This window comes from Sphingobium sp. B10D7B, from assembly GCF_025961955.1.
Lineage (GTDB): Bacteria > Pseudomonadota > Alphaproteobacteria > Sphingomonadales > Sphingomonadaceae > Sphingobium.
Genome location: NZ_JAOQOQ010000001.1, coordinates 212,593 through 234,740, shown reverse-complemented (window position 1 = coordinate 234,740; position 22,148 = coordinate 212,593). Strand labels below are relative to the sequence as shown.

The window sequence follows — 22,148 nt, the reverse complement described above, 5'->3', positions numbered from 1 at the left end:
AATGACAAGCGGCGCATGCCCCTCATGGGCCTGAGATGGTGGATCATCAGCCTCGTCACGATCGGCACGATTCTCAATTATCTCGCGCGCTCGTCCCTCTCCGTCGCGGCGCCGACGCTTATGGAAGTGTTTGGCATGAGCACCCAGCAATATAGCTGGGTCGTCTTCTCCTTCCAGGCCACCTACACGGTGATGCAGACGTTCAGCGGCGCCATCCTGGACTGGCTCGGCACCCGCCTGGGCTTCGCCATCTTCGTGGTCGGCTGGGGCTTTGCCAATATGTGCCACGCCTTTGCCACCGGCTGGTTCAGCCTCGCCTTCTGGCGCGGGCTGCTGGGCAGCTTTGAAGCCGCCGCCATTCCCGGCGGCCTCAAAGTCGTGTCCGAGTGGTTTCCGCCGCGCGAGCGCACCGTGGCGACCGGCGTGTTCAACATGGGCGCCTCCATCGGCAACATGATCGCACCCGCGCTCGTCGCGTTCTGCATCCTGTATTTCGGCTGGCAGTCGGCCTTCCTCATCACCGGCGGCCTGAGCCTGCTCTTCGCCCTGCTGTGGTATTTCGTTTATCGCAGCCCCGAACAGAGCAAGCGACTGACGCAAGCGGAACTCGCCCATATCCAGACCGCCGGTGACGATGCCGGGGTCATCGCGCGCCCGGCGCACTGGCGCGAGGTGATCCGCACCAAGGGCTTCTGGTCCATCGCCATCCCGCGCTTCTTCGCAGAGCCAGCATGGCAGACCTTCAATTTCTTCATCCCGCTCTATCTGGTGACGGTGTGGGACTTTAATCTGAAAGATCTTGCTTTGTGGGCCTGGCTGCCATTTCTGGCGGCGGACGCCGGCTCCATGCTGGGCGGCCTGACCGCCCCGGCCCTTATCCGCTGGTTCGGCGTCGATCTGCTCACCTCGCGCAAGTTGACCGTCACACTGGGCGCCGCCCTGATGGTCGGACCGGCCTGCATCGGGCTGGCGACATCCCCGGCCATGGCGATCGCGCTGTTCTGCGTCGGCGGCTTCGCGCACCAGATGCTTTCCGGCGCCCTGCTCACTCTCTCCGCCGACCTGTTCGACAAGCGCGCGGTGGGCACTGCCACCGGCATGGCCGGATCGATCGGATGGATCGGCGGCGCCATCTTCACGCTGATCGTCGGCGGGCTTGCGGAAGTCGTGGGCTACAATCCGCTATTCGTGATGCTCGCCGCCTTCGACCTGATTGGCGCGCTGGTGCTGTGGGGATTGCTGCGGTCCGGAAAGGCAAAGGCCGCCCTCAATTGAGATAAGGATGCGCGAAGATGGCGATCAGTCGCAGGAATATGCTCGGGAGCCTGGCTGCGGCCAGCGTCGCGACCGGCTGCACGACAACTGCGCAGACAAGCCGGCCCGACCCGAGAGGCAGGCCCAATATTCTGTGGCTGGTGAGCGAAGACAATAATCCCTTCATTGGCGCCTATGGCGACCCGATTGCCCATACACCGCACATCGACGCGCTGGCGCGCCGGGGGCTCCTCTACCGGAAGATCTACGCAAACGCGCCGGTCTGCGCCCCGGCGCGCTTCTGCCTTCTGACCGGCATCTATCCGGAATCGAATGCGCCGGCGAACCACATGCGCGCCGACGCAAGTCTGCCTGATTTTCTCAAGACCTATCCACAGCTCCTGCGTGCATCGGGCTATTACTGCACAAACAATGAGAAAACCGATTACAATGCTGTCGTGAATCCAGCGTCGATCTGGGATGAATCGAGCGCCAAGGCGCATTACCGCAACCGGCCTGAGAACACGCCATTCATGGCTGTCTTCAACTTTGAAACCACGCATGAATCGCGGCTGTTCGGCATCACCGAAGGCAAGGTGAAGCCCGAACAGGTCCGCGTCCCGCCCTATCTCCCCGACAGCCCCGCCGTGCGGCAGGATTTCGCCAGCTATTATAACCTCATGGAGCGGATGGACGCACAGGTCGGCGAAAAGCTGGCCGAGTTGGAAGATGCCCGGCTGGCCGACGATACCATCATCTTCTACTTTTCGGACAATGGCGGCTGCATGCCCCGCTCCAAACGGCATTGCCATGAGGAAGGGCTGCGTTGCGCGCTGGTGGTCCATGTGCCCGACAAATGGGCGGACTATGCGCCGGCCGCGATGGGCGGCGAGATCGCGGCGCCGGTCAGCTTCATCGATTTCGTACCCACGCTGCTGTCCATCGCGGGCATTCCCCAGCCTGCGACCATGCCGGGCACGGCCTTCCTTGGCCGGAAGATCGCGCGTCCGAAAGCCTATGCCTTTGGCATGCGCAATCGCATGGATGAGCGTTACGACTTCGTCCGCACCGTCGCGGACGGGCATTACCGCTATATTCGCAACTACATGCCGCACCGCCCCATGGGGCAGGTCAACGCCTTCCCGATGATGTTGCGCAGCTATCAGGACTGGTATCGCCGCTATGCCGCCGGCGAGCTTAACGCCGTGCAGTCGCGCTTCTTCGAGCCTCGGCCCTATGAGGAACTGTACGACCTGGAAGCTGATCCTGATCAGCTTCAAAACCTTGCCGCCGATCCGAAGCAGAGCCGCCGCCTGAGCGCTTTGCGGACAGCGCTCGACCAGCACATGCTGGATATAAACGATAACGGCTTCATACCCGAAGGCTCGCCGCTAGAGGGCTACGAAGCCAGTCGCCAGCCCCATGCCTATCCGCTGGCGGACATTATGGCTCTGGCCGCGCAGGCGGCGACCGGAGGCCCATCAGCACTGCCGGATCTTACTCGGGCCCTGACACACGATAACGAAGTGATGCGCTACTGGGCAGCAACGGGTCTGCTGATCCGCAAAGCACAGGCCGCGCCGGCGCGAGAGACGTTACTCAGCGCAAGCAAGCGCGAAACGTCGGCGCAGGTCCGCGTGGTCATGGCGGAAGCCCTCACGCATCTGAGTGAAGGGGAGCAGGCCAAGCAGATTTTGGCCGAGTTGCTCGCCGCAAATCCTCCGGAAATGGTCGCACTGCAGACTCTTAATGCTCTTACTTATATCGAGCCGGTCTATCGGCCCATGGACATGCTCGCGAGATGGAAGACCGATCCCGGCTATGTCGGGCGCGCGACACGCTATCTCACACGCGTGAGTGAGGGCATTTACGATCCTTCAGTTTCGCTTCTGCCCCCACGAGGCATGTGAAGAGTCAAAGGTAAGTGCGGGGAGCCAGTCAAACGTTCCGCGAGATATCAGTTAGGGCTGGTTGTTTAGCGTAAGCTGCACTGGTCCACGCAGCCATCCGCTTCGCTCGATGATCGGGAACGTCTACTTTCGTGATCGCTTGTCTGTGAAAGTCCGCTACATTGCTCTCCAGCACGCCATTTGCCACAGGCCCTTCCAGAAAACATCAATGGCCGATCGAATGCAGGCCCGATCGACCATTGCGGCACAGCCCCGTCATGGTTCCAAAGTCACCACGGCCCGTCGGTAGCTGGTCAGGGGCGGAGATCCCGAATCCGTGACCTCCAAAATAATGTGATAGGCGGTGTCCTTGGGCACAGGGACGTTCGTGTTCGTCATCCGGTACATCGGCAGGGTGAAACTCACCTCCGTGCTGTCCGCGCCGGTAATCTCAAGGGGCGGCACCATGACGCCGGGCGCCTGGCTTGGCTCTGCATATTGCCACCAGCGATAGGTCAGCTTGTCGCCATCCCGATCATGCGTGCCGGCGGCGGAGAGGCGCACGGTTGCGCCGACCTTCGCCGACAAGGTGACGGGCGCCTTTCCGGCGACCCCGCTCAACACCAGCTCGGGATGGTGATTGGCGCGGCGCACGTCGGGCGAAAGAGTCCAGGCCATCCGTCCGGCAAAATCGTTCTGAAAAGCCCCGCGCCAACGAAACACCGTCGCCTGATTGCTGGCCCAGACCTTGCCATTCGCATCCACAAACCGGTCAGATGCGTCGGCCCGGTGGCCGGCACCCTCGTAGATCGGCAGATAGCGCCCTCCCCAGCCACCCCATTCAGGATTCTCGGGATTATTCAGGCCATTAGGAATCAAGCCCAAAAAGGACGGTGTGTCTCCTTCCATGATGAACTCATGCGGGGGATATAATGCGCCCAGCGGCCCGCGCCTGATATTGGCCTCCAGCCACTCATTGGTGACCATGTCCGCATTCGGCCACTTGTCGTCACGGCGGAAAAGGTCACCAGCAATGCCGATCCATGCGGCGAGGCCATATTGGCCCCAGCCATGGACGCTGGCGATCCAGAACAGGTCCGGGAAGGTCCGTCGCGCCCAAGCGCCGGTATCGTCCTGATCCGAAATGGAATGGATCCGAAGCTTGGAAACGAAGGCCTTCACCTGTTCGGGCGTGCGCGTTTCGCGAACGGTCCACAGGGCTTGTGCAAGATCCGCGCTGCCGCCCCATACGGGGATGTAAACCGGTCGGTCATCGGGGCGATCGACCACTTCGATGATCCGGCGCGAGGCTTCGGTATCCTTGCCCTCGCCCACCGCAGCCATGCCATAAACCGGCGTGCCGCTGACGATTGCGGCCATCAGCGTGCTGGCATCCGGATAGCCGCGGGCATGTTTCCGGAGATTGGGAAGCACCTTCCCATAAGCTTCCACCCGCTCGCGCATAAGCTGTGGCTGAACCCTGGTACGCTGCCAGGTGGAGGTCGTCGCAACAAGGCCTTCGACATCGAACTCGTTTGCATAAAGCAACAAGCGCACAAGAGACTCAGAATCGTCGGGTTCATTTCCGATGTCGGACAAGATCAGGACACGCGACTTCGTTGTATGCAAAGGTTCGGCAGAGGTCGCCGGAACCGAAACTGCCAGCGCCGCAGCGGCGGCCAGCACCATGCTAAATCGAGTGACCATCAGTTCTCCTACCTCAAATATCGATGCCCCGTCCGCTATGATCGCGCCGTTGGCGGACGGGCGACCCGGCGGATCAGAAGCGCGTACGAATGCCGGGCCGAACCAACCTTCCGAGCGTATTCCCGTTACCATAGCCATTGCCAGTGGTCAGGTAGGGAGAACCCTGATCGGACACATTATCCACGTTCGAAGTGAGTTGCGTCTGCTTAGCGAAGGAGAGGTCCTTCAATCCCAAGTGAAGTAAAGATCGACGATGTCCTAGGATTCCGCACGGGATGCAGCGCATTGTATGGAATCGGGTAACCGCCGCGCCGCGACCACTGCGCGCGGCCCGTGATCGGTCCCACATTAGCACTCCGAGAAGTGACCAGGTTGAGATGCCCGGTCCCGTTCGCCGGCTAATCGACATAGATGCCTTTCTCATGTCACTTGTCTTGCGCGAAAGCGCTGGGCGCCGCCGACCGAGCCTCGATAGAGCCAAAATCAGTCGGTTGATCGGAGGCAACATCAAAATCCAATGCCACCCTGTTTAGGTGGTCCCCCAGGTCAAGCGACGTCCAAGCGATAGCGTCCGCTGCCCGTTTCCAATACCGCTACGGGCTCTTGCCCGGACTTAATGCGTATCGACCGGTCTAGGGCAACATCTCGCCCGTCGCTCAGGACGCGGCGCCCCGCGGCAAGCGGCAGATGTATCTCAGCCCGCATGTTGGCGGGGATCAAGACATCCAAGCGAAAACCTCTGTCAGAGCGCTGCGTCCAGTTCACGCTAATGGGGCCTCGCGCGCTACGATATTCGGCTCCGGCACTGGGCACCCATGGCTCCATTAGGGGCGCAATGCGAACTGTTCGGAAGCCCGGCTCCAGCTCATTAGTGCCCGCCATCCGGCGATAGAGGAAGCCCACGACCGCGCCGAGCGCATAATGGTTGTAGCTGTTCATCGCCACGTCGCCGGTGTCGCCGTTCCACCGTTCCCATATCGTCGTTGCGCCCTTGCTGACCATATAGCCCCAAGAGGGGAATGCCGCGCGCAACAGCAGATCATAAACGAGGTCGGCAGCACCGATGTCGGCGATCGCATCCAGGCTCACCGGTGTCGCGAGGAAGCCGGTCGACAGTAATGTGCCACGCCGCCTGATATCTTCGACAAGCCTGGCACCGGCCGCAACCTTCTGTTCCGCCGTCAACATGCTCATCCGAATCGCGAGGATATAGCTCGCATGGCTACCGTTTCCGACACGGCCATTCTCCTCCACGAAAGTCTTTTGAAACGCGCGCGCTGCCGCACGCGCCTGAGCGCGATAATGTTCTGCTTTTGGTCTTGCCGATTGCTGAGCCCATGTCCGCCATCTGATCCAACGATCGTTTGAGCATTGCGGTGGCGACCAGTTCTTGGCGTGGTCTCATCTGCGGGCTGATCGGCATCGAGCGACAGCCAGTCGCCAAAATTGGCGCCAAGCACTTTGCGCCAGTAAGGTCGGGGTTGTCGGCGATTACGCCATAGACATAGCGACACATGGCATCCCAGTGCTCTGTCACCATCGTGGTGTCGCCATATCGGCGCCAGCAAATCCAAGGGAGCATCACGCCAGCATCCGCCCAGCCCGGTGAGGCGCCCGCCGCGCTATTCACGGTGGGCGCGAAGATCGGGACAGCGCCCTTGGGCGTCTGAGCATCGCGCAGATCGCGCAAAAAGCGGCGTGTAAAGGCGGCCACATCCATATTGAAGGCGGCGGTATCCCAGAAGACTTGAGCGTCGCCCGTCCAGCCCAGTCGCTCGTCGCGTTGCGGGCAATCGGTCGGGATCGCGAGAAAGTTCGATCGCTGGCTCCAGAGCGTGTTCAGCCAGAGCTTCTGCACGACAGGATTGTCGATCTTCATCATGCCCGTTTCGGCGAACTCGCTGCGCATGACCATGCCCTCGATTGACCACTCAACGGGCGCGCCTTCAACTTGGACGTATCGGAAGCCATGGAAGGTGAAGTGCGGTAAATAGACCTCGCCTTTCGCGTCACCCCGCAGCGTGTATCGATCTGTGGCGTCTGCGCCTCGCAAGTTCCGCTGGTCAACGCTCCCGTCGTCGTAGAGGATCTCAGCAAAGCGCATCGTGACCGTTTGCCCAGCTTTGCCCCCCAGCTTTAGACGGGCCAACTCTGGCCGAAATCTATGGCGGTCGTACCTGTCGGCAAAATGACAGATGCTTTTGGCTGAAGGATATTCGTAATGCGTATCGCGGGACTGGATTGTGCGACCAGCTTGCCTTGAGGCGCCTCCGCCTTCCAGCATCTGGTCCAGGTCGCGTTATTGAAGCCAGGCCGGTCCCAACCCGGCTGCTCCAGACGAGCGTCATAGCTTTCCCCGTCATAGAGATCCGACGCGATTATGGGAGACGGCGCCATGCTCCAGCCCGGACCGTTCTGGGCCGCGACTGCACCATCAATCTCCAACTGAGCGATTAACCGCCGTGGTGCAGGGCCAAATGCGTAACGCCCGGCAGGTGCCATATAGCTCGCATACCAGCCGTCGCCTATCAGCGCCCCCAGGACGTTCTCGCCCCGCCTGATCAGGTCCGTCACATCATGACAGCGGTAAAGGATCGTCTTGCGGTAATCGCTGCTTTCAGACTGCAGGCGATCTTCGCTGACAGCATAGCCATTCAACGGCATCTCTTAAGCGCGCAGGGTGGCCACATAGAGCCGGGCAACTTTTGGTTTGCGCGTGACCTTGAACATATGCCGCATCTGAACGGCTGGCGTGGTTGCCATGCCGCGTGAGGCTGTGGCGACAGCAAGATCGGCACATCCCACCCGTTAGACGATCCAGTAAGCCGCCAGCCATCGGGAGCACCGAGCGCTGTCTCCCAGCCGGCGGTTATCCGAGACACGGTGCCTTCAGAGCGAGGCCTCCTTATCTGCGCAGCGACACTGATCTCCTTTGCCGGCGTGAAATCGCGCGGGGGCAGCGCATGCATGGCGAGCATGTGAGCCCCGGCTTCCAACGAGACAACAAAGCGGGCCGCGCCTGGCGGACCGAAGGAACTTCCAGGATGGGCTGGCATCTCCAATGCCTTGCCGTCGATCGTCACCTCGGAGAGAAAACCCGATGAGAGCAAGGTGATAACGACGTCTCCGGAATTTTCAGTCGCGAAGGGCATCGAAAGAGGCGGCTGCCCTTCTGGAGAGACTGGCGCGCTAAACGAGGGCAGTCCAGCCTCGCGTCGTCGATGAGCCATCACCGACTAGCATTGATTTGAAGCGGTCACGGGGTATCTGAATGACCTGAGATTTCTCCTCAATGCCCAGCTGCTCGACGGTGTCGCCGAATAGCCGGACCTCGTCTATCGTAATCCGACCTGCTCTGCCCAGGCTTCGGAGTGTCCGACAGCGAGTTCGCTCTCTACTCTCCCCGACGGCGGTCGTTCCTCAAGCTTCTTAGCATAGCGTGTGACCGGTCGCTCAATTCGCTCCTCACCGGTCACGTTCGCGTGGGGGCCACGATCTCATCGAAGAAGTCGAAGTTGGCGTGGATGTCGCCGAGCGGGGTGACGTGGATCTCTGGTTTCATGACGTCCCAGCGGACCGCGCCGGACCAGCGACCGACCTCGAAGAGGAGGGTGGCCTTGGCCATCAGCAGCGCAATGTCCAAGCGAACATGACGTGCGCCACCGGCTAACGGACTCTCGCAGATCGCCATCTCGACCATGATGCGGGTCGCTTGAAAGACGGCGTTGAGGCTCTAGTCGGCCTTGATTAAGCGGTCGAGTGTCGCGGGCGTGCGGCCATGGATGGCGAGCAGCACCGACTACGTTCGGTTCCACCGGTCGCGGTCGTCGATCGCCAGTTTGTGGCTGCGCAACTGGCGCTCGAACATCTCGCGGCGGTCAAACGTCCTGAGCGGCGGCATACGACGAAATGGCGGAGCGGGAGGGATTCGAACCCTCGATACGCTTTTGACGTATACTCACTTTCCAGGCGAGCGCCTTCGACCACTCGGCCACCGCTCCGCATGCACTGGAGCCGTGCGCCCTAGCGGGGTCGCACGGGTTTCGCAAGGTGCCTTCGCGTATTAACGTTGACGAAGCAATGGCGCCCGCCGGTGGGCGCCCCGGCCGGGCGGGTTCGGCAGATTTGCGTAGCGAGAGCCGCGTACGGCTCGTCCTCCCCTCCCCGGCCGGGAACCGGCGCCCGACGCGAGACGTTAAAACCCCTGTCAGTAACAGGAGCCCGTCATGATCCGTCTTGCCATCCTCAGCCTGCTCATTGCCGGTGCGGCCGCCCTGATGGGCTTTGGCGGCGTGGCGGGAGCGTTCGTCGGGATTGCGAAGGTGCTGTTCTTCATCGCCCTTGCGCTGTTCGGGATCTTCCTGGTGCTCGGCATCCTTGCCGGGCGCCGCATGGCCCGCGTGCTCGACTAAACCGCGCTGTTATCGCCCCCCCAGGGCTTTCTGGCGGCGGCGCTGCACGGACGATCCCAGCCCGATCGCTTCGCGATATTTCGCCACCGTGCGCCGCGCGATGTCGAAGCCGCGCTCGCGTAGCAGATCGACCAGAGAATCATCGGACAGGATCGCATTAGGCGGCTCATCCGCGATCAGCTGGCGGATGTGGCTCTTCACCGCCTCTGCGGAAGCGGCCTCGCCGCCATCGGCTGCGGCAATCGCACTGGTAAAGAAGAATTTGAGTTCGAACGTGCCGCGCGGGCAAGAGAGATATTTGTTGCTTGTCACCCGGCTGATCGTGGACTCGTGCAGCCCCACCGCCTCGGCCACCACGCGCAGCGTGAGCGGCCGCAGATGGGCAACGCCGTGGCGGAAGAAGCCCTCCTGCCGCCGCAGGATTTCCTCGGTCACCCGTAGGATGGTGCGCTGGCGTTGGTCGAGCGCCTTGATGAGCCAGTTGGCGCTGGCAAGGCAATCCGACACCCAAGCCTTGGACGTCTTGTCCCGCGCGCCGCTCGCCAATTGGTGATGATAGCGGCGATTGACGAGGATGCGCGGCAGCGTCGCACCGTTGATCTCCACGGACCAGCCATTCCCCGCAGGCGCGATGAGCACGTCCGGCACCACGGCGGAAGGCCGATCATTGGCGTAGCGCAGCCCGGGCTTTGGGTCATAGCCGCGCAGCTCGCGGATCATGTCCGCCATATCCTCCTCATCCACCCCGCAAATCCGGCGCAGATGCGCGATCTGGCCCTTGGCGAGAATGTCGAGATTGGCGATCAGCGTTGCCATGGCGGGGTCGTAGCGATCCGCCTCTTTGGCTTGCAGCGCGATGCATTCGCTGAGGCTCCGCGCCGCGATGCCGGCAGGATCGAACCCTTGGATGACGGCCAGAACCGCCTCCACTTCTGCCAGCGGAACGCCCAGCCGGTAGGCGGTCTCCAGCAGATCGGCCTCCAGATAGCCGGCATCGTCGATCTGGCCGATCAGGTGCTCGGCGATCATCAGTGCCCGGCCGGAGAGCGCTGCGCCGGCCTGATGCATCAGATGCTCGTAAAGCCCTTGCTCGGGCGCGGCGAAACTGTCGAAATCCGGTCCGTCCGCACCGAAGTCAGCGGAGGACCGGCCGGGGTCCGCCCCGCCCGGCAGCGCGCGGTCGCTTGGGCCATCGTCGATGAAGGTCTCCGCACCGTGATCGACATCCAGCGGCCCGTCCGCCTCGCCGCTGCCCTTGCCGATCAGCACGTCGGCCGGAGCGTCGGGGCCCGATTGCGGCTCGACGCCGTCCGGCAGCTCAGCCTGCTCCCGCGCGGGCAGCGCGATGTCCGTGCCGGCTTCCAGCAGCGGATTGCGCTCCAGCTCGCCGCCGATGAATGCCTCAAGCTCCAGATTGGACAGCGCCAGCAGCTTGATCGCCTGCTGGAGCTGCGGCGTCATCACCAGCGACTGGCTTTGCCGAAGATCGAGGCGAGGCGCCATCGCCATGGGTGGTGCTGCCCCTCAGCCTGTCCGCGACCGGCCCGCCATCACAGCGAGAAACTCTCGCCCAGATAGAGGCGGCGGACATCGGCATTGGCGACCAGTTCGGCGGGGCTACCGGCAAACAGCACCTTGCCATCATAGATGATGCAGGCGCGGTCGACGATCTCCAGCGTCTCGCGGACATTGTGATCGGTGATGAGCACGCCGATGCCGCGCGTCTTGAGATCCTTCACCAGATCGCGAATGTCCGCGATGGAGAGCGGGTCGATGCCGGCGAAGGGTTCATCGAGCAGCACGATGGACGGATTGGCCGCCAGCGCCCGCGCGATTTCGCAGCGCCGCCGCTCACCGCCGGAGAGTGCCATGGCCGAGCTGGCGCGCAGGCGGGCGAGGCCGAATTCCTCCAGCAGCGTCTCCAGCTTCTGTGCCCGCGCCGTCTTGTCCGGCTCGGCCAGTTCCAGCACCGAGAGAATGTTCTGCTCCACGGTCATGCCGCGGAAGATGGAGGTTTCCTGCGGGAGGTAGCCCAGACCCAGGATCGCGCGGCGATACATGGGCAGGCCGGTGATATCGGTACCTTCCAGCAGGATGCGGCCCGAATCGGGCTTCACCAGACCCATGATGGAATAGAAGCAGGTCGTCTTGCCTGCGCCGTTCGGCCCGAGCAGCCCGACGACTTCGCCATGGCCGACCTCAAGGCTGACATCGGCGAGGACGGTGCGCTTGTCGTAGCTCTTGGCGATGGAAATGACCTGCAGGCGATGATCCTCCGCCGCGCCGGCGGGGTCGTCCGCGACTGCGGGATCGCGCATCGTGTCTGCCTCACTCATCGCCTTGTCCTCATTTCCAGATCATCCTGATCGCCGGCCCTGTCGAACCGACGTTCCTCCGCAGCTTCCACGATCTGGCAGGAAAATTGCATGGAAACCGAATCGTTCAAGGCAGCGAAAAAGGCAAGCTTTTTGGCGCCGCGTCCGGCCTTTTCCTACTGATCGCCGCTCTGACGAACCTGGAACGTGCCGGAGACGCGACCACCCGACTGGGTGGTGCCCGGCGCGCCGCCTGCGGCAGAGCCATCCACCGTCGAGCGGCCACTGGCCAGATCGATGACGAGGCGCGAGCCGGTGAGGCGGTTGCCGCCCTGATTGAGCTGCACATTGCCGATCATGGTGATCAGCCGGCGATTGAGATCATAAATGGCGACCGAGCCGCTGGCCCGCTCACTGCCGCGCGTCACCACGACACCGCCCGAGGCGTCGAGTCGGTCGATCTCGATGCCGCCGGTGTTGTGATAGGCCACGGTGAGGCGCTGCGCCGTCATGGTCATGCCGGCCTGCGTCACCTGCACATTGCCGGAGACGACGACGCGGTCGGCGCGATCCTGCACCTCGATGCGGTCCGCCGAGAAATCGACCGGCGCGCGCGTATTGTGCCCCCGCAGAACCTGCGCATCGGCAACGCCGGCAATCGCGACCAGAGTGGACCCGGCCAGGGCGCCGGCAGCGACAAGAAGGAAGGGTCTGCGCATCGACATTGCCCTTAGCGCCCGACCTGCTCCATGCGCAAGCGGGCGTTGCCCTCCAGCGTGACGGTGCGCCCCTCCAGATCGGCCTTGAGATGATCCGCGCGGAACGTGCCGGTCGGCATCCGCCCCTCGACGTCGCCCCGGCTGCGCAAGTCCCGCTCCTGCAGGCGAATGTCCACATCGCGCGTGGTCAGCCGATAGCCATTGGCGCTCTGGAACTGGATCGGCCCGTTGACCGCGACCGTCTCATTCTCGATGTTGTAATTGCCTTGCCGCGCGGTGACGACGGCGCCGCCGCCTTCCATCTGCAGCCGCGCTTCCAGCTCGTTGAGCTGCACGATCGGATCGCGCGAGGTCTTTTGCAGCGCAGAGCCGGCACGCAGCGAGAAGGGCCGGCCCTCGCCATCTTCGCCGCGATACAGCGCCTCGGTCACCTTCAACCGCTCGCTCGCGACGTCCACCTTGTTCTTGTCGAGCACGAAGCTGACCTCGGTCTGGTGGGTGAATGGCGCCGCCAGCAGGAAGGCGCCCAGCACGCCGGCAGAGATTGGCAATACCCGCTTGAGCAGGGTCACCAGCCGGTCGTGACTACCACCGGGCGCGGCCCAGCGCTGCAGCCGGCTGTGCTCGGCCCGTGCCAGCGCCGATGGCGCCAGCTCGTCCTCGGACCCGGACGTCCCGCGCAGGGCACGCCCTTTACGCATGGGCGAAAATATCTGTCTCCGGCCAGCCGGCGAGATCCAGCAGCGCCCGGTGTGGCAGGAAGTCGAAACAGGCCTGGGCGAGCGCAGTGCGCCCTTCCCGCTCCAGCCTTATGTCCAGCTCCGCCTTCAGCTGGTGGAGAAACCGCACGTCGGACGCGGCATAATCGCGCTGCGCCTCGCTCAGCACCGGGCCGCCCCAGTCGGAACTCTGCTGCTGCTTGCTGATGTCCATGCCCAGAAGCTCGCGGACCAGCTCCTTGAGGCCGTGGCGATCGGTATAGGTACGCACCATGCGCGAGGCGATCTTGGTGCAGTAGACCGGCGCTGCCAGCACGCCGAGATAATGCTGAAGCGCCGCGATGTCGAAGCGGCCGAAGTGGAAGAGCTTGAGTCGCGTGGGATCGGCGATCACCGCCCGCAGATTCGGCGCGGCATAGCTGCTCCCCGGCGAGAAGCGGACGAGATGCTCATCGCCCTGCCCATCGCTGATCTGCACGACGCACAGGCGGTCGCGCGGGGTGATCAGACCCATCGTCTCGGTATCGATGGCAACGGCGCCCGGCGCGAGCACATCGGCAGGCAGGTCTTCTTCATGAAAATAAACGGTCATGCCGCTCCTCTTAGCTGCATGACCGGGCCAGGGAAACCTCCGAAAAAGGCAAGACGGCAGAGCGCCTCCCCAGCGCTGCAGATCGGGCCGATGTCGCCCGTGAGCGGGATCGACGTTCAGCGCGGCAATTGCGCCAAAATCATTCGCGCTTTGCGAAAAAGGCCGCTATAGCGATGCTTGGCCGAGTGTGGCCTTGGTCGAGTCCCTGTGCATGTCGTCCGGCATGGGTGCGGATCGAGAGTGGACGAGCGAAAGTGATTAACAGGGCATGAGTTTTGATAGAGGGCGCCGCGGTCGCGGCAGGGACAAGCGGGACAGCTTCGGAGAACCCCAGTTCGACGCCTTTCCGGAATATGGTGGCAGCAGTTACGGTGGACCTCGCGGCGGCGGTGATCGCGGCGGCTTCGGCGGCGGCGGCGGTTTTGGCGATCGCGGCGGCTTCGGCGGCGGCGGCGGTGGCGGCGGTTTCGGTGACCGCGGCGGTAGCGGCGGCGGTTTCCGCAGCGGCGGCGGCGGTGGCGGCGGCTTCCGTGGCGGTGGTGGCGGCGGCGGCGGTCGTGGCGGCATGCCCGCGCAGGTCGTTGGCGAAGGCTCCGGCACGGTCAAGTTCTTCAATGCCCAGAAGGGCTTCGGCTTCATCGTCCGTGACGATGGCGCGGAAGACGTGTTCGTGCACATCAGCGCTGTCGAGCAGGCTGGCCTGACCGGCCTCGCCGAAGGGCAGCAGCTCAAGTTCACGCTGGTGGACCGTGGCGGCAAGATTTCCGCAACCGATCTGGTGATCGACGGCGAGCCGCTCCCGGTTCCCGAGCGCGCTGCAGACCGCGCGCCGGCCGAGCAGCGTGGCGGACCGTCGCGTCAGCTCACGGGTGAGCGGGCCAGCGGCACGGTGAAGTTCTTCAACGCCATGAAGGGCTTCGGTTTCATCCAGCGCGATGACGGCCAGCCCGATGCGTTCGTGCACATCAGTGCTGTCGAGCGTGCCGGCATGGTTTCGCTGCAGGAAGGCGACCGTCTGGACTTCGAACTGGAAGTCGACCGTCGTGGCAAATACGCCGCCGTGAATCTCGAGCCCAAGTCCGAGTAACAGGCGACTCACTTCGCAAGAAAAAGGGCCGGGATGAAAATCCCGGCCCTTTTTGTGTGTCCATCGCCACAACTGCAGCGCGGCGATGGCTCAGTCCAAATGGATCAGCCGTTGCGGCTCGTTTCGAACAGGAACCACGCCCGCTGCTCGGCCTGATCGGTCCAGTCGTCGATCAGCCCGTCGGTTGCATTGTCGCCGGCGGCCTCGGCCAGTTCCTTGGCGGCACGCAGCGATTCCACCAGCGCCATATTGTCGGCCCGCAGCTCCGCCAGCATGTCCGCAGCGGAGACGAAGTCGTCATTGTTATCCTGAATGCTCTGCTTGCGGGCGATGTCGCCAATGGAGCGCAGCGCAGTGTTGCCGGTCTTGCGAATCCGCTCGGCGATCAGATCCGTCGTCGCAAGAATCTCGGCCGCCTGTTCGTCGAACATCAGGTGATAATCGCGGAAATGCGGGCCGGAGACATGCCAGTGGAAATTCTTGGTCTTGAGGTAAAGCGCATAGCTATCCGCCAGCAGGCCGTTCAGCGCGTCGGCGACGGCCTTGATGGCATTTCCCTTCAGGTCCGTGGGCGTTTTGAGCGCTTTGTCTGTCATGAAAGGCCTCCAATGGTTGATGTGTCTGACGTAAATTTCGGAACGTCGAACGTTCCCCACGCCCCGCTTATGCCAGATGGAACTCGGAATGACGAACAGATAGGCCCGCACAGATTGATCGACGAAATCAATCAACACTTATGCGCCGGCGCAATGAAGCGATCAGCGACACCCCCGCAGGGCGGCCGCGGCAAGGTAGACGCGCGCAGTCTGGGGCGCAGCCGAATCACCCTGGGCAGCGTCCCGCATGAGCGTGAGATAGGTCTGCGCGACCTGGCGGTGGCCGTTATAGGCCACCACCGACTCCAGCAGGCTGGCCAGTCCTTCCACCGCGGCAAAGTCATGCCGGCGCGCGAACAGCCGCAAATCTTCCAGCCGCTCGCACAGGGAGAAGAGGGACAGGCCCGTGCAAGCCCCCTCCAGTGCCTCAATGCGGCCAAGCATCTGATCGCGAACCAGACGGTCCGAGCCTTGATACATCCCGATTCTCCCATCCCGCCTTGTCCATCGCGAATCGGTTCTTGCCAGCCTCGCGAGTCAGGCTTGTGACAACGGCACCATAAGCGCCCATCGTTAAGCTTCGGTTTTGCAGCGAAGAGCGGCGACTGCGGCGACTCCTTCCCTTGACAAGGGCCGGCTTTTCCCGCATTGGCCGCCGCCGAACGGGTCTCGCCAGAGGCGGAGCCCGTCTTTTGCATGTATGTCAGCGCACCGCACCTGCCTGCAGGGAGGTCGCTCAATTATTTGAGGAATTGGCCATGGCGAAGCCCGCCACAGTGAAGATCAAGCTGGTCAGCACCGCTGACACGGGCTTCTTCTACGTGACCAAGAAGAACCCCCGCACGCAGACCGAGAAGTTCACCTTCCGCAAATATGATCCCGTCGTGCGCAAGCACGTCGAGTTCAAGGAAGCCAAGATTAAGTAAGTGCCGCGGCGGGCCTGTCGGTCCGCTCGCTTGTGCATGACGCTTCAGGCTCGGATCGCGCGATCCGGGCCTTTTTGCGTGCGGCAGCGTGACGATGAAGTGGGGCGATGGCGGGCCGGGTAGGCTCAGCTCGCCAGCGCAGTCGGCGCGATGAGTCCGTTGACGACATTCATGAACATGAGCACCGAAATCGGCTTGGAGACATAGGCATTCGCCCCTGCCTCCCGAATCCGCGCTTCATCGCCCGGGGCGGCATAGGCCGTCACAGCCATGATCGGCGTCTCTGCCAGAGCCGCGTCCGCGCGGAAGGAGGCGATGAGGTCCAGACCGTTCACATGCGGCAGCTGGATGTCCGTGATGATGAGATCGGGCTGGAAGGCGGATGCGCGGGCGAAGGCCTCCCGCCCGTCTCGCACCGGCTCTGTCTCATGCCCATGCGCGCGGAGCAGGTCGCAAAAGAGCTTCATGTTGAGCTCATTGTCCTCGACAACCAATATGCGTTTTGACACGAACAGTCCTTATGCCGATGGACGAAGCCATTTTTGCAGCCGCGCAGGGGAGAACCTCCCGCTGCCCGGCATACAGGTGAACAATGCGGACCTATCCGATCCCTCAAGATGATGAAACCATGGCGCTGCGCCTCGTGGGATGGATTGTGGCCGATTCGGTCCGTGCCGAACGGATGCTCAGTCTCACCGGGCTGGAGCCGGATGCGCTGCGGCAAGCCCTTACCGATTCCGCCACGCTGGGTGCGCTGATGGATTTCGTCATCAATCACGAGCCGGACCTCCTGGCCTGCGCGGAGGCACTGGCGGTCGCGCCGGCCGATCTCGTCGCCGCCCGCGAGCGGCTCGGCCGATGAGCCGCCCGCTTATCATCAGCGATTGCGACGAAGTGCTGATGCACATGGTCGTCCCCTTCCGGTCCTGGCTGGAAGAGCAGCACGGCATCGACTTCAGCTTCTCCGGCGGCTTCGAGCGCGCGCTGCGCCACAAGACAAGCGGCGACCTGATCGAGCGCGAACTGGTCTGGACGTTGTTGGGCGCGTTCTTCGAGACGGAGATGCATCGCCAGACGCCCATTCGCGGCGCGGTGGAGGCGATGGCCCGAATCGCACAGCGGGCGGACATCGTGATCGTTACCAATATCGGCGAGGAACGCGCGCAGGCCCGCGCCGACCAGATCCATGCGCACGGCCTCCCCTATCCGGTCATCGGCAATCGCGGCGGCAAGGGGCCGGCGGTGCGCAAGCTGCTGGACGAGCGCAAGCCGGGCCTGAGCATCTTCATCGACGATCTGGGCGCCAATCACGTTTCCGTCGCGCGGGACGTGCCGGAATGCTGGCGGCTGCACATGGTCGGCGAGCCCGAGTTCGCCCCCCATGTCGAGCCGGTGCGCGAGGCGCATGAGCGGATCGACGACTGGGACCGGGCCGAGGCGTGGATCATGGCCCGCATCGACGAGTATGACGCGATTGCCACCGGGGCGTTGTCCTAGCCGGTCTTGACGCACCTGCGGCCTCATGCTCTGGCTCCGCCCATGAGCAAGATCGACCAACACCTCGCCGCGGAGAACATCTCCCTTCCGCAAGCCGCCGCTCCCGTCGCCGCTTATGTGGCTGCGGTGCAGACCGGCAACCTGCTGCACATCAGTGGCCAGCTGCCCTTCGCGGCCGATGGCGCCCTGATGAAAGGCAAGATCGGCGGCGAGCGCGATCTCGATTGGGGCGTCGCGGCTGCAGAACGCTGCGCGCTGATGCTGGTAGCGCAGATGAAAGCGGCGCTGGGCGGCGATCTCGACCGGGTCGAGCGCATCGTGAAGCTCGGCGCCTTTGTCGCCAGCACCGCTGAGTTCACCGATCAGCCCAAGGTCGCCAATGGTGCCTCGGAGATGATGGTCCGCATTTTCGGTGATGCCGGCCGCCACGCCCGCAGCGCCTTGAGCGTACCAGTGCTGCCGCTGGATGCATCGGTGGAAATCGACGCCATCGTGCAGATTCGCGACTGAGCTACCGCGCCCGGCCGGCATGTTGGCGGCCTTGGGCGCGATGGACCTGCGGGCACTGGCAATTTCGCGCCAGACGCCCCATGTTCGGCACGTGCTGCACGACGTCGCTCCGTTTCGCTCTCCGCCGTCATTGGCGCACCGAGAGGCGCCGTCCTCATGAGCGACGCGCAGACCGTCCACCTCACCCAATCCGTCGCGGCGCTGGACAAGGCGCAGTGGGACGCTTGCGCCGGCCGGGATAATCCCTTCGTCAGCCACGACTTCCTCTCCATCCTGGAAGAATCGGGCAGCGTCGGCCCCGGCACGGGATGGTCGCCAGCGCCGATCACCATTCAGGACGGCAGTGGCACCCTAATCGCCGCAGCGCCGGCCTATCTCAAGGGCCATAGCCAGGGCGAATATGTGTTCGACCATGGCTGGGCGGACGCCTGGGAGCGCGCGGGCGGGCAATATTATCCCAAGCTGCAGATCGCCGCGCCCTTCTCCCCCGTGCCGGGCCCGCGCCTGCTCCTGCGCGACGCCAGCAAAGGCCCCTCGCTGATCGCCGGTATCGAGGCGGTGGTCGACCAGAATGAGCTGTCCTCCGCCCACGCCACCTTCATCACGCCGGAAGAATGCGCGCTGTACCGCGCGGCGGGATGGCTCATCCGCCAGGGCAGCCAGTTCCACTGGGCCAATGAAGGCTATGCCAGCTTCGATGATTTTCTCGCCCGCCTCTCCAGCCGCCACCGCAAGGATCTGCGCAAGGAGCGGGCCAAGGCGCAGGCCGGGCTGGACATCCGGCACCTGACCGGCGACGCCATCGAGGAGCATCATTGGGATGCGTTCTGGGATTTCTACCAGGATACCGGCAGCCGCAAATGGGGCCGCCCCTATCTCACCCGCGCCTTCTTTTCCCTGCTCGGCGCGCGCATGGCAGACCGGGTCCTGCTGATTTTCGCCTATCGCAACGGACGGCCGATTGCCGGGGCGCTCAACCTCATCGGCGGCGATGCGCTGTACGGGCGTTACTGGGGTTGCAACGAGGAGGTGCCGTTCCTCCACTTCGAGCTGTGCTATTATCAGGCGATCGACGCCGCCATCGCGCGGGGCCTTGCCCGCGTCGAAGCCGGCGCACAGGGCGAGCACAAGCTCTCGCGCGGCTATCGGCCGGTGCCGACCTATTCAGCGCATTACATCCCGCATCCCGATTTCAGGCGCGCCGTGGCCGACTTCGTCCAGCGTGAGGCCGCCGCCGTCGCGGATGAACGCGAATGGCTGGATGAACGCGCGCCGTTCCGCAAGGGCGGAGACGCGGGCTAAAGCCGATCAGGCCGCGACGCGCTGACTGGTCTCGATCGTCCAGGCGCGCGCGAGGCGCTGGGCCTCGGCGATTTCCCGCGCGGTCATTTCCTCGGCGATTTCCGCGCGGCAAGTCTGTGCCTCGCGGCTGCCTGCCTGCGCAGCCAGATTGAACCAGCGATGCGCTTCGACAAGATCGACGGCCAGGCCGCCGGTGCCGCAACTATAGGCCACGCCAAGATCGAAACAGGCCTGTGCATTGCCGAGCGCGGCGCGCGTGCGGCTTTCGATCAGGACCCTGGCATTGTTCATGCTTGTACCCACGAATTCCCCCCAAACACAGGTTCGCGATACCGCAACCAAGCACGCCAGCTCTTGCGAAATGGTTAACGGGACAGAAGGGATGTTTGCGCCCGATTTTTCCGGGGCATGTCTTCAGGGGTGGATGGGGATATTGTCGATCAGGCGCGTGCTGCCGATCCGCGCCGCCACCAGCAGGCGGGCGGGCCGATCCAGCCGGGTCATCGGCTCCAGCGTGTCGGCATCGCTGAGCAGGAAATAATCGACCGAATCGAAGCCCGAATCGAGCAGATAGCGGATCGCCCAGGCCTGCACGGCGGCAACATCCTCGCCGGCGCTGATGCCTTCCCCGGCCCCCACCAGCGTCTCCGGCAAGGCGGCCGCGCGTGCGCGCTGGTCGGCAGTGAGATAGGCGTTGCGGGACGAGAGGGCGAGGCCGTCATGGTCGCGCTGCGTCTCGACGCCGACGATCTCGACCCCCAGATCGAGGTCGCGCGTCATCCGCCGGATGATGGCAAGCTGCTGATAATCCTTCTCGCCAAAACAGGCGATGTCCGGCCGGACCTGATTGAAGAGCTTGGTGACGACCGTCGCCACGCCCTCGAAATGGCCGGGTCGCCATTCGCCATCCAGCCGGGCGGACAGGCCATCGACATTCACATGGCTGGTGAAGCCGGCAGGGTACATGGTCGCGACATCCGGCAGCCACAAAGCCGCGACGCCCGCCTGCGCCAGCATCGCGGCATCGCTCTCCTCGCGGCGGGGATAGGCCGAAAGGTCTTCGTGCGGGCCGAACTGGGTTGGATTGACGAAAATCGACGCGACGACATGGCTCGCCCGGCGCCGTGCTTGCGCGATCAGCGCCATGTGCCCGGCGTGCAGCGCGCCCATGGTGGGGACGAAGGCGATGCGGCCCGCATCCGCCCGCAGCGAGGCGAGACCGGTTCTAAGCGAGGGAAGATCACGGAAGATTTGCACGCGGCACGAGGCTCCGATAAGGCCGGCGGAGAAGGTCGGGGCTGGCTTCGCTTGTCCTGACCGGACGGTCAAGAGGCCGTAACCACCCAGGAAGAGTTTCGACCCAAGCCATGTCCAGCGCCGCGCCGCATCTTATCGTCTTTGCCAATGAAAAGGGTGGCACAGGCAAATCCACCACCTGCGTCCACACCGCCGTCGCGCTGGCCGCGCAGGATGTGTCGGTGGCGCTGATCGACCTCGATCACCGGCAGCGCACCTCTGCTCGCTACCTCGAGAATCGCGAGGCGACCGCGCGCCGTCGTGAGGTGGACCTGCCCTCCCCCAGCTACGCCGTCTATGATGGCGACAGCACGGCCGGCCTGAACGAGGCCATCGCCAAGGCCGCCAGCCAGGCGCAGGTCGTCATCATCGACACGCCCGGCCGCGACGACCCGATGGCGCGTTATGCGGCGGCAGCGGCGAACACGCTCGTCACGCCGATGAACGACAGCTTTGTCGATTTCGACCTCATCGGCCAGGTCGATCCTGAGAATTTCAAGGTCAAGCGGCTGAGCTTCTACTCGGAGCTGATGTGGGAAACCCGCAAGACCCGCGCGAAGGCCGATGGCGCCTCGATCGACTGGGTGGTGCTGCGTAACCGCCTGCATCACATGGAAGCGCGCAACCAGAAGCGCGTCGGCGATGCGCTCTCGGAACTCGCCCGCCGCGTGGGCTTCCGCGTCATTCCCGGCCTGTCCGAACGCGTGATCTTCCGCGAACTTTTCCCCTCGGGCCTGACTTTGCTCGATCGCGGCCATCTCGGTGAGCTGGGCGTCAGCCATCTGGCGGCCCGGCAGGAACTGCGCGAGATGATCGCCGGCCTTGCGCTGCCGATGCTCGGCGGGGCTCCCCAGAAAAAGAGCGCCGCCTGAGGCATGCTGCTGCTCGCTGTCGCACTGGGCGGGCTGGGCTTCTGGTTCTGGTACCGCCTCCGCAAGAGCGGGCGCAAGGTGCCGGCGGCCTGGCTGGGCATCGCCGGCACGCTGATCGGCACGATCATGATGACCAAGGGCATGGCGGTGACAGGCGCGCTGGTTGCGACCGTCTCCGGCCTGTGGCTGCGCTTTGGGGACAGTCTGGCAGGCGGGCGCGCGCCCTCTCCCGCTCCGCTAAGCGCGCGCGATCTCAGCCGGGCGGAAGCGGCCGACCTGCTTGGCGTGTCGATCAATGCCAGCCGCGACGAGATCATCGCCGCGCATCGCAAGCTCATCGCCAGAAATCATCCGGACGCCGGCGGATCGCCCGGCCTCGCCGCGCGGATCAATGCTGCGCGTGATACGTTGCTAAAATCGCAAGAAACATAAGCTAGTCGGTTCGCTTTCCTTCG

At 63.8% G+C, this 22,148-nt stretch carries 24 protein-coding genes, 1 tRNA gene and 1 pseudogene; 11 read left to right on the top strand and 15 right to left on the bottom strand.

What is annotated here, in order from left to right; genetic code table 11:
• The first annotated feature begins 15 nt into the window (after positions 1-15).
• Entirely contained in the window at positions 16-1,275 is a 1,260-nt protein-coding gene (locus M2331_RS01120; RefSeq protein ID WP_220128491.1) for an MFS transporter, read from the top strand.
• A 17-nt stretch (positions 1,276-1,292) separates the two neighbouring features.
• Positions 1,293-3,164 (top strand): sulfatase-like hydrolase/transferase, encoded by a 1,872-nt coding sequence (locus tag M2331_RS01115; protein WP_181558586.1) that lies wholly within the window; start codon positions 1,293-1,295, stop codon positions 3,162-3,164.
• Between the two features lie 255 nt (positions 3,165-3,419).
• On the opposite strand, the gene M2331_RS01110 is transcribed toward M2331_RS01115, so the two are convergent.
• From M2331_RS01110 to M2331_RS01085, 5 genes and pseudogenes are all read right to left on the bottom strand, one after another.
• A complete protein-coding gene (locus M2331_RS01110; RefSeq protein ID WP_264592241.1) occupies positions 3,420-4,832 on the bottom strand; it encodes a DUF1593 domain-containing protein in 1,413 nt (470 codons plus the stop codon).
• A gap of 567 nt (positions 4,833-5,399) precedes the next feature.
• Positions 5,400-6,947 (bottom strand): annotated as a pseudogene (locus tag M2331_RS01100) (family 78 glycoside hydrolase catalytic domain); the annotation flags it as partial.
• A 39-nt stretch (positions 6,948-6,986) separates the two neighbouring features.
• Positions 6,987-7,508 carry an alpha-L-rhamnosidase N-terminal domain-containing protein gene (locus M2331_RS01095; RefSeq protein WP_181558583.1) on the bottom strand — a complete coding sequence of 174 codons (522 nt, stop codon included), beginning with the start codon at positions 7,506-7,508 and terminating at the stop codon, positions 6,987-6,989.
• Between the two features lie 814 nt (positions 7,509-8,322).
• Positions 8,323-8,550, bottom strand: a complete 228-nt coding sequence (locus tag M2331_RS01090) for a hypothetical protein (protein ID WP_181558582.1) — start codon at positions 8,548-8,550, stop codon at positions 8,323-8,325.
• A gap of 210 nt (positions 8,551-8,760) precedes the next feature.
• Positions 8,761-8,851, bottom strand: a tRNA-Ser gene (locus M2331_RS01085).
• Positions 8,852-9,076: 225 nt separating this feature from the next.
• Between M2331_RS01085 and M2331_RS01080 the strand changes: the two genes are divergently transcribed.
• Entirely contained in the window at positions 9,077-9,262 is a 186-nt protein-coding gene (locus tag M2331_RS01080) for a DUF1328 domain-containing protein (RefSeq protein WP_181558581.1), read from the top strand.
• A gap of 9 nt (positions 9,263-9,271) precedes the next feature.
• On the opposite strand, the gene rpoN is transcribed toward M2331_RS01080, so the two are convergent.
• The 5 genes from rpoN to M2331_RS01055 form a co-directional block, all read right to left on the bottom strand.
• Positions 9,272-10,771, bottom strand: coding sequence for an RNA polymerase factor sigma-54 (rpoN, locus tag M2331_RS01075; RefSeq protein ID WP_181558580.1), 1,500 nt, complete (start codon positions 10,769-10,771; stop codon positions 9,272-9,274).
• 41 nt (positions 10,772-10,812) lie between these two features.
• On the bottom strand, positions 10,813-11,580 hold the full coding sequence (gene lptB / locus M2331_RS01070; RefSeq protein ID WP_181561289.1) for an LPS export ABC transporter ATP-binding protein: 768 nt from the start codon (positions 11,578-11,580) through the stop codon (positions 10,813-10,815).
• A gap of 173 nt (positions 11,581-11,753) precedes the next feature.
• Positions 11,754-12,296: an LptA/OstA family protein gene (locus M2331_RS01065; protein ID WP_181558579.1), complete on the bottom strand. Its 543-nt coding sequence runs from the start codon at positions 12,294-12,296 to the stop codon at positions 11,754-11,756.
• 11 nt (positions 12,297-12,307) lie between these two features.
• Positions 12,308-12,997 carry an LPS export ABC transporter periplasmic protein LptC gene (gene lptC, locus M2331_RS01060; protein WP_181558578.1) on the bottom strand — a complete coding sequence of 230 codons (690 nt, stop codon included), beginning with the start codon at positions 12,995-12,997 and terminating at the stop codon, positions 12,308-12,310.
• Positions 12,990-13,607 carry a ribonuclease D gene (locus M2331_RS01055; RefSeq protein ID WP_181558577.1) on the bottom strand — a complete coding sequence of 206 codons (618 nt, stop codon included), beginning with the start codon at positions 13,605-13,607 and terminating at the stop codon, positions 12,990-12,992. The genes lptC and M2331_RS01055 overlap by 8 nt, the downstream gene beginning before the upstream one ends.
• Positions 13,608-13,875: 268 nt before the next feature.
• On the opposite strand from M2331_RS01055, the gene M2331_RS16590 reads away from it, so the two are divergent.
• Positions 13,876-14,694: a cold-shock protein gene (locus tag M2331_RS16590; protein WP_181558576.1), complete on the top strand. Its 819-nt coding sequence runs from the start codon at positions 13,876-13,878 to the stop codon at positions 14,692-14,694.
• Between the two features lie 104 nt (positions 14,695-14,798).
• Here M2331_RS16590 and M2331_RS01040 read toward each other — a convergent pair whose 3' ends face one another.
• Positions 14,799-15,290 (bottom strand): Dps family protein, encoded by a 492-nt coding sequence (locus tag M2331_RS01040; RefSeq protein ID WP_181558575.1) that lies wholly within the window; start codon positions 15,288-15,290, stop codon positions 14,799-14,801.
• Positions 15,291-15,452: 162 nt separating this feature from the next.
• The gene (locus M2331_RS01035) at positions 15,453-15,770 is read right to left on the bottom strand and encodes a hypothetical protein (RefSeq protein WP_181558574.1); all 318 of its coding nucleotides are present in this window, start codon (positions 15,768-15,770) and stop codon (positions 15,453-15,455) included.
• Positions 15,771-16,048: 278 nt separating this feature from the next.
• On the opposite strand from M2331_RS01035, the gene rpmG reads away from it, so the two are divergent.
• Positions 16,049-16,216 (top strand): 50S ribosomal protein L33, encoded by a 168-nt coding sequence (rpmG, locus tag M2331_RS01030; RefSeq protein WP_181558573.1) that lies wholly within the window; start codon positions 16,049-16,051, stop codon positions 16,214-16,216.
• Positions 16,217-16,341: 125 nt separating this feature from the next.
• Here the strand turns inward: rpmG and M2331_RS01025 are convergent, their stop codons facing one another.
• On the bottom strand, positions 16,342-16,725 hold the full coding sequence (locus tag M2331_RS01025; RefSeq protein ID WP_181558572.1) for a response regulator: 384 nt from the start codon (positions 16,723-16,725) through the stop codon (positions 16,342-16,344).
• An 83-nt stretch (positions 16,726-16,808) separates the two neighbouring features.
• On the opposite strand from M2331_RS01025, the gene M2331_RS01020 reads away from it, so the two are divergent.
• The 4 genes from M2331_RS01020 (at position 16,809) to M2331_RS01005 (ending at position 19,525) form a co-directional block, all read left to right on the top strand.
• Positions 16,809-17,078, top strand: a complete 270-nt coding sequence (locus tag M2331_RS01020) for a DUF3572 domain-containing protein (protein ID WP_264592240.1) — start codon at positions 16,809-16,811, stop codon at positions 17,076-17,078.
• Complete coding sequence (locus M2331_RS01015; RefSeq protein ID WP_181558570.1) at positions 17,075-17,713, top strand: HAD family hydrolase; 639 nt, start codon at positions 17,075-17,077, stop codon at positions 17,711-17,713. The genes M2331_RS01020 and M2331_RS01015 overlap by 4 nt, the downstream gene beginning before the upstream one ends.
• A gap of 42 nt (positions 17,714-17,755) precedes the next feature.
• On the top strand, positions 17,756-18,223 hold the full coding sequence (locus M2331_RS01010) for a RidA family protein (RefSeq protein WP_181558569.1): 468 nt from the start codon (positions 17,756-17,758) through the stop codon (positions 18,221-18,223).
• 156 nt (positions 18,224-18,379) lie between these two features.
• On the top strand, positions 18,380-19,525 hold the full coding sequence (locus M2331_RS01005; protein ID WP_181558568.1) for a GNAT family N-acetyltransferase: 1,146 nt from the start codon (positions 18,380-18,382) through the stop codon (positions 19,523-19,525).
• 6 nt (positions 19,526-19,531) lie between these two features.
• On the opposite strand, the gene M2331_RS01000 is transcribed toward M2331_RS01005, so the two are convergent.
• Entirely contained in the window at positions 19,532-19,828 is a 297-nt protein-coding gene (locus M2331_RS01000; protein ID WP_181558567.1) for a sel1 repeat family protein, read from the bottom strand.
• A 111-nt stretch (positions 19,829-19,939) separates the two neighbouring features.
• The gene (gene panC, locus M2331_RS00995; protein WP_181558566.1) at positions 19,940-20,782 is read right to left on the bottom strand and encodes a pantoate--beta-alanine ligase; all 843 of its coding nucleotides are present in this window, start codon (positions 20,780-20,782) and stop codon (positions 19,940-19,942) included.
• Positions 20,783-20,892: 110 nt separating this feature from the next.
• Between panC and M2331_RS00990 the strand changes: the two genes are divergently transcribed.
• Complete coding sequence (locus tag M2331_RS00990; RefSeq protein WP_181558565.1) at positions 20,893-21,693, top strand: division plane positioning ATPase MipZ; 801 nt, start codon at positions 20,893-20,895, stop codon at positions 21,691-21,693.
• Positions 21,694-21,696: 3 nt separating this feature from the next.
• Positions 21,697-22,125 carry a molecular chaperone DnaJ gene (locus tag M2331_RS00985; RefSeq protein ID WP_181558564.1) on the top strand — a complete coding sequence of 143 codons (429 nt, stop codon included), beginning with the start codon at positions 21,697-21,699 and terminating at the stop codon, positions 22,123-22,125.
• Positions 22,126-22,148: the final 23 nt, after the last annotated feature.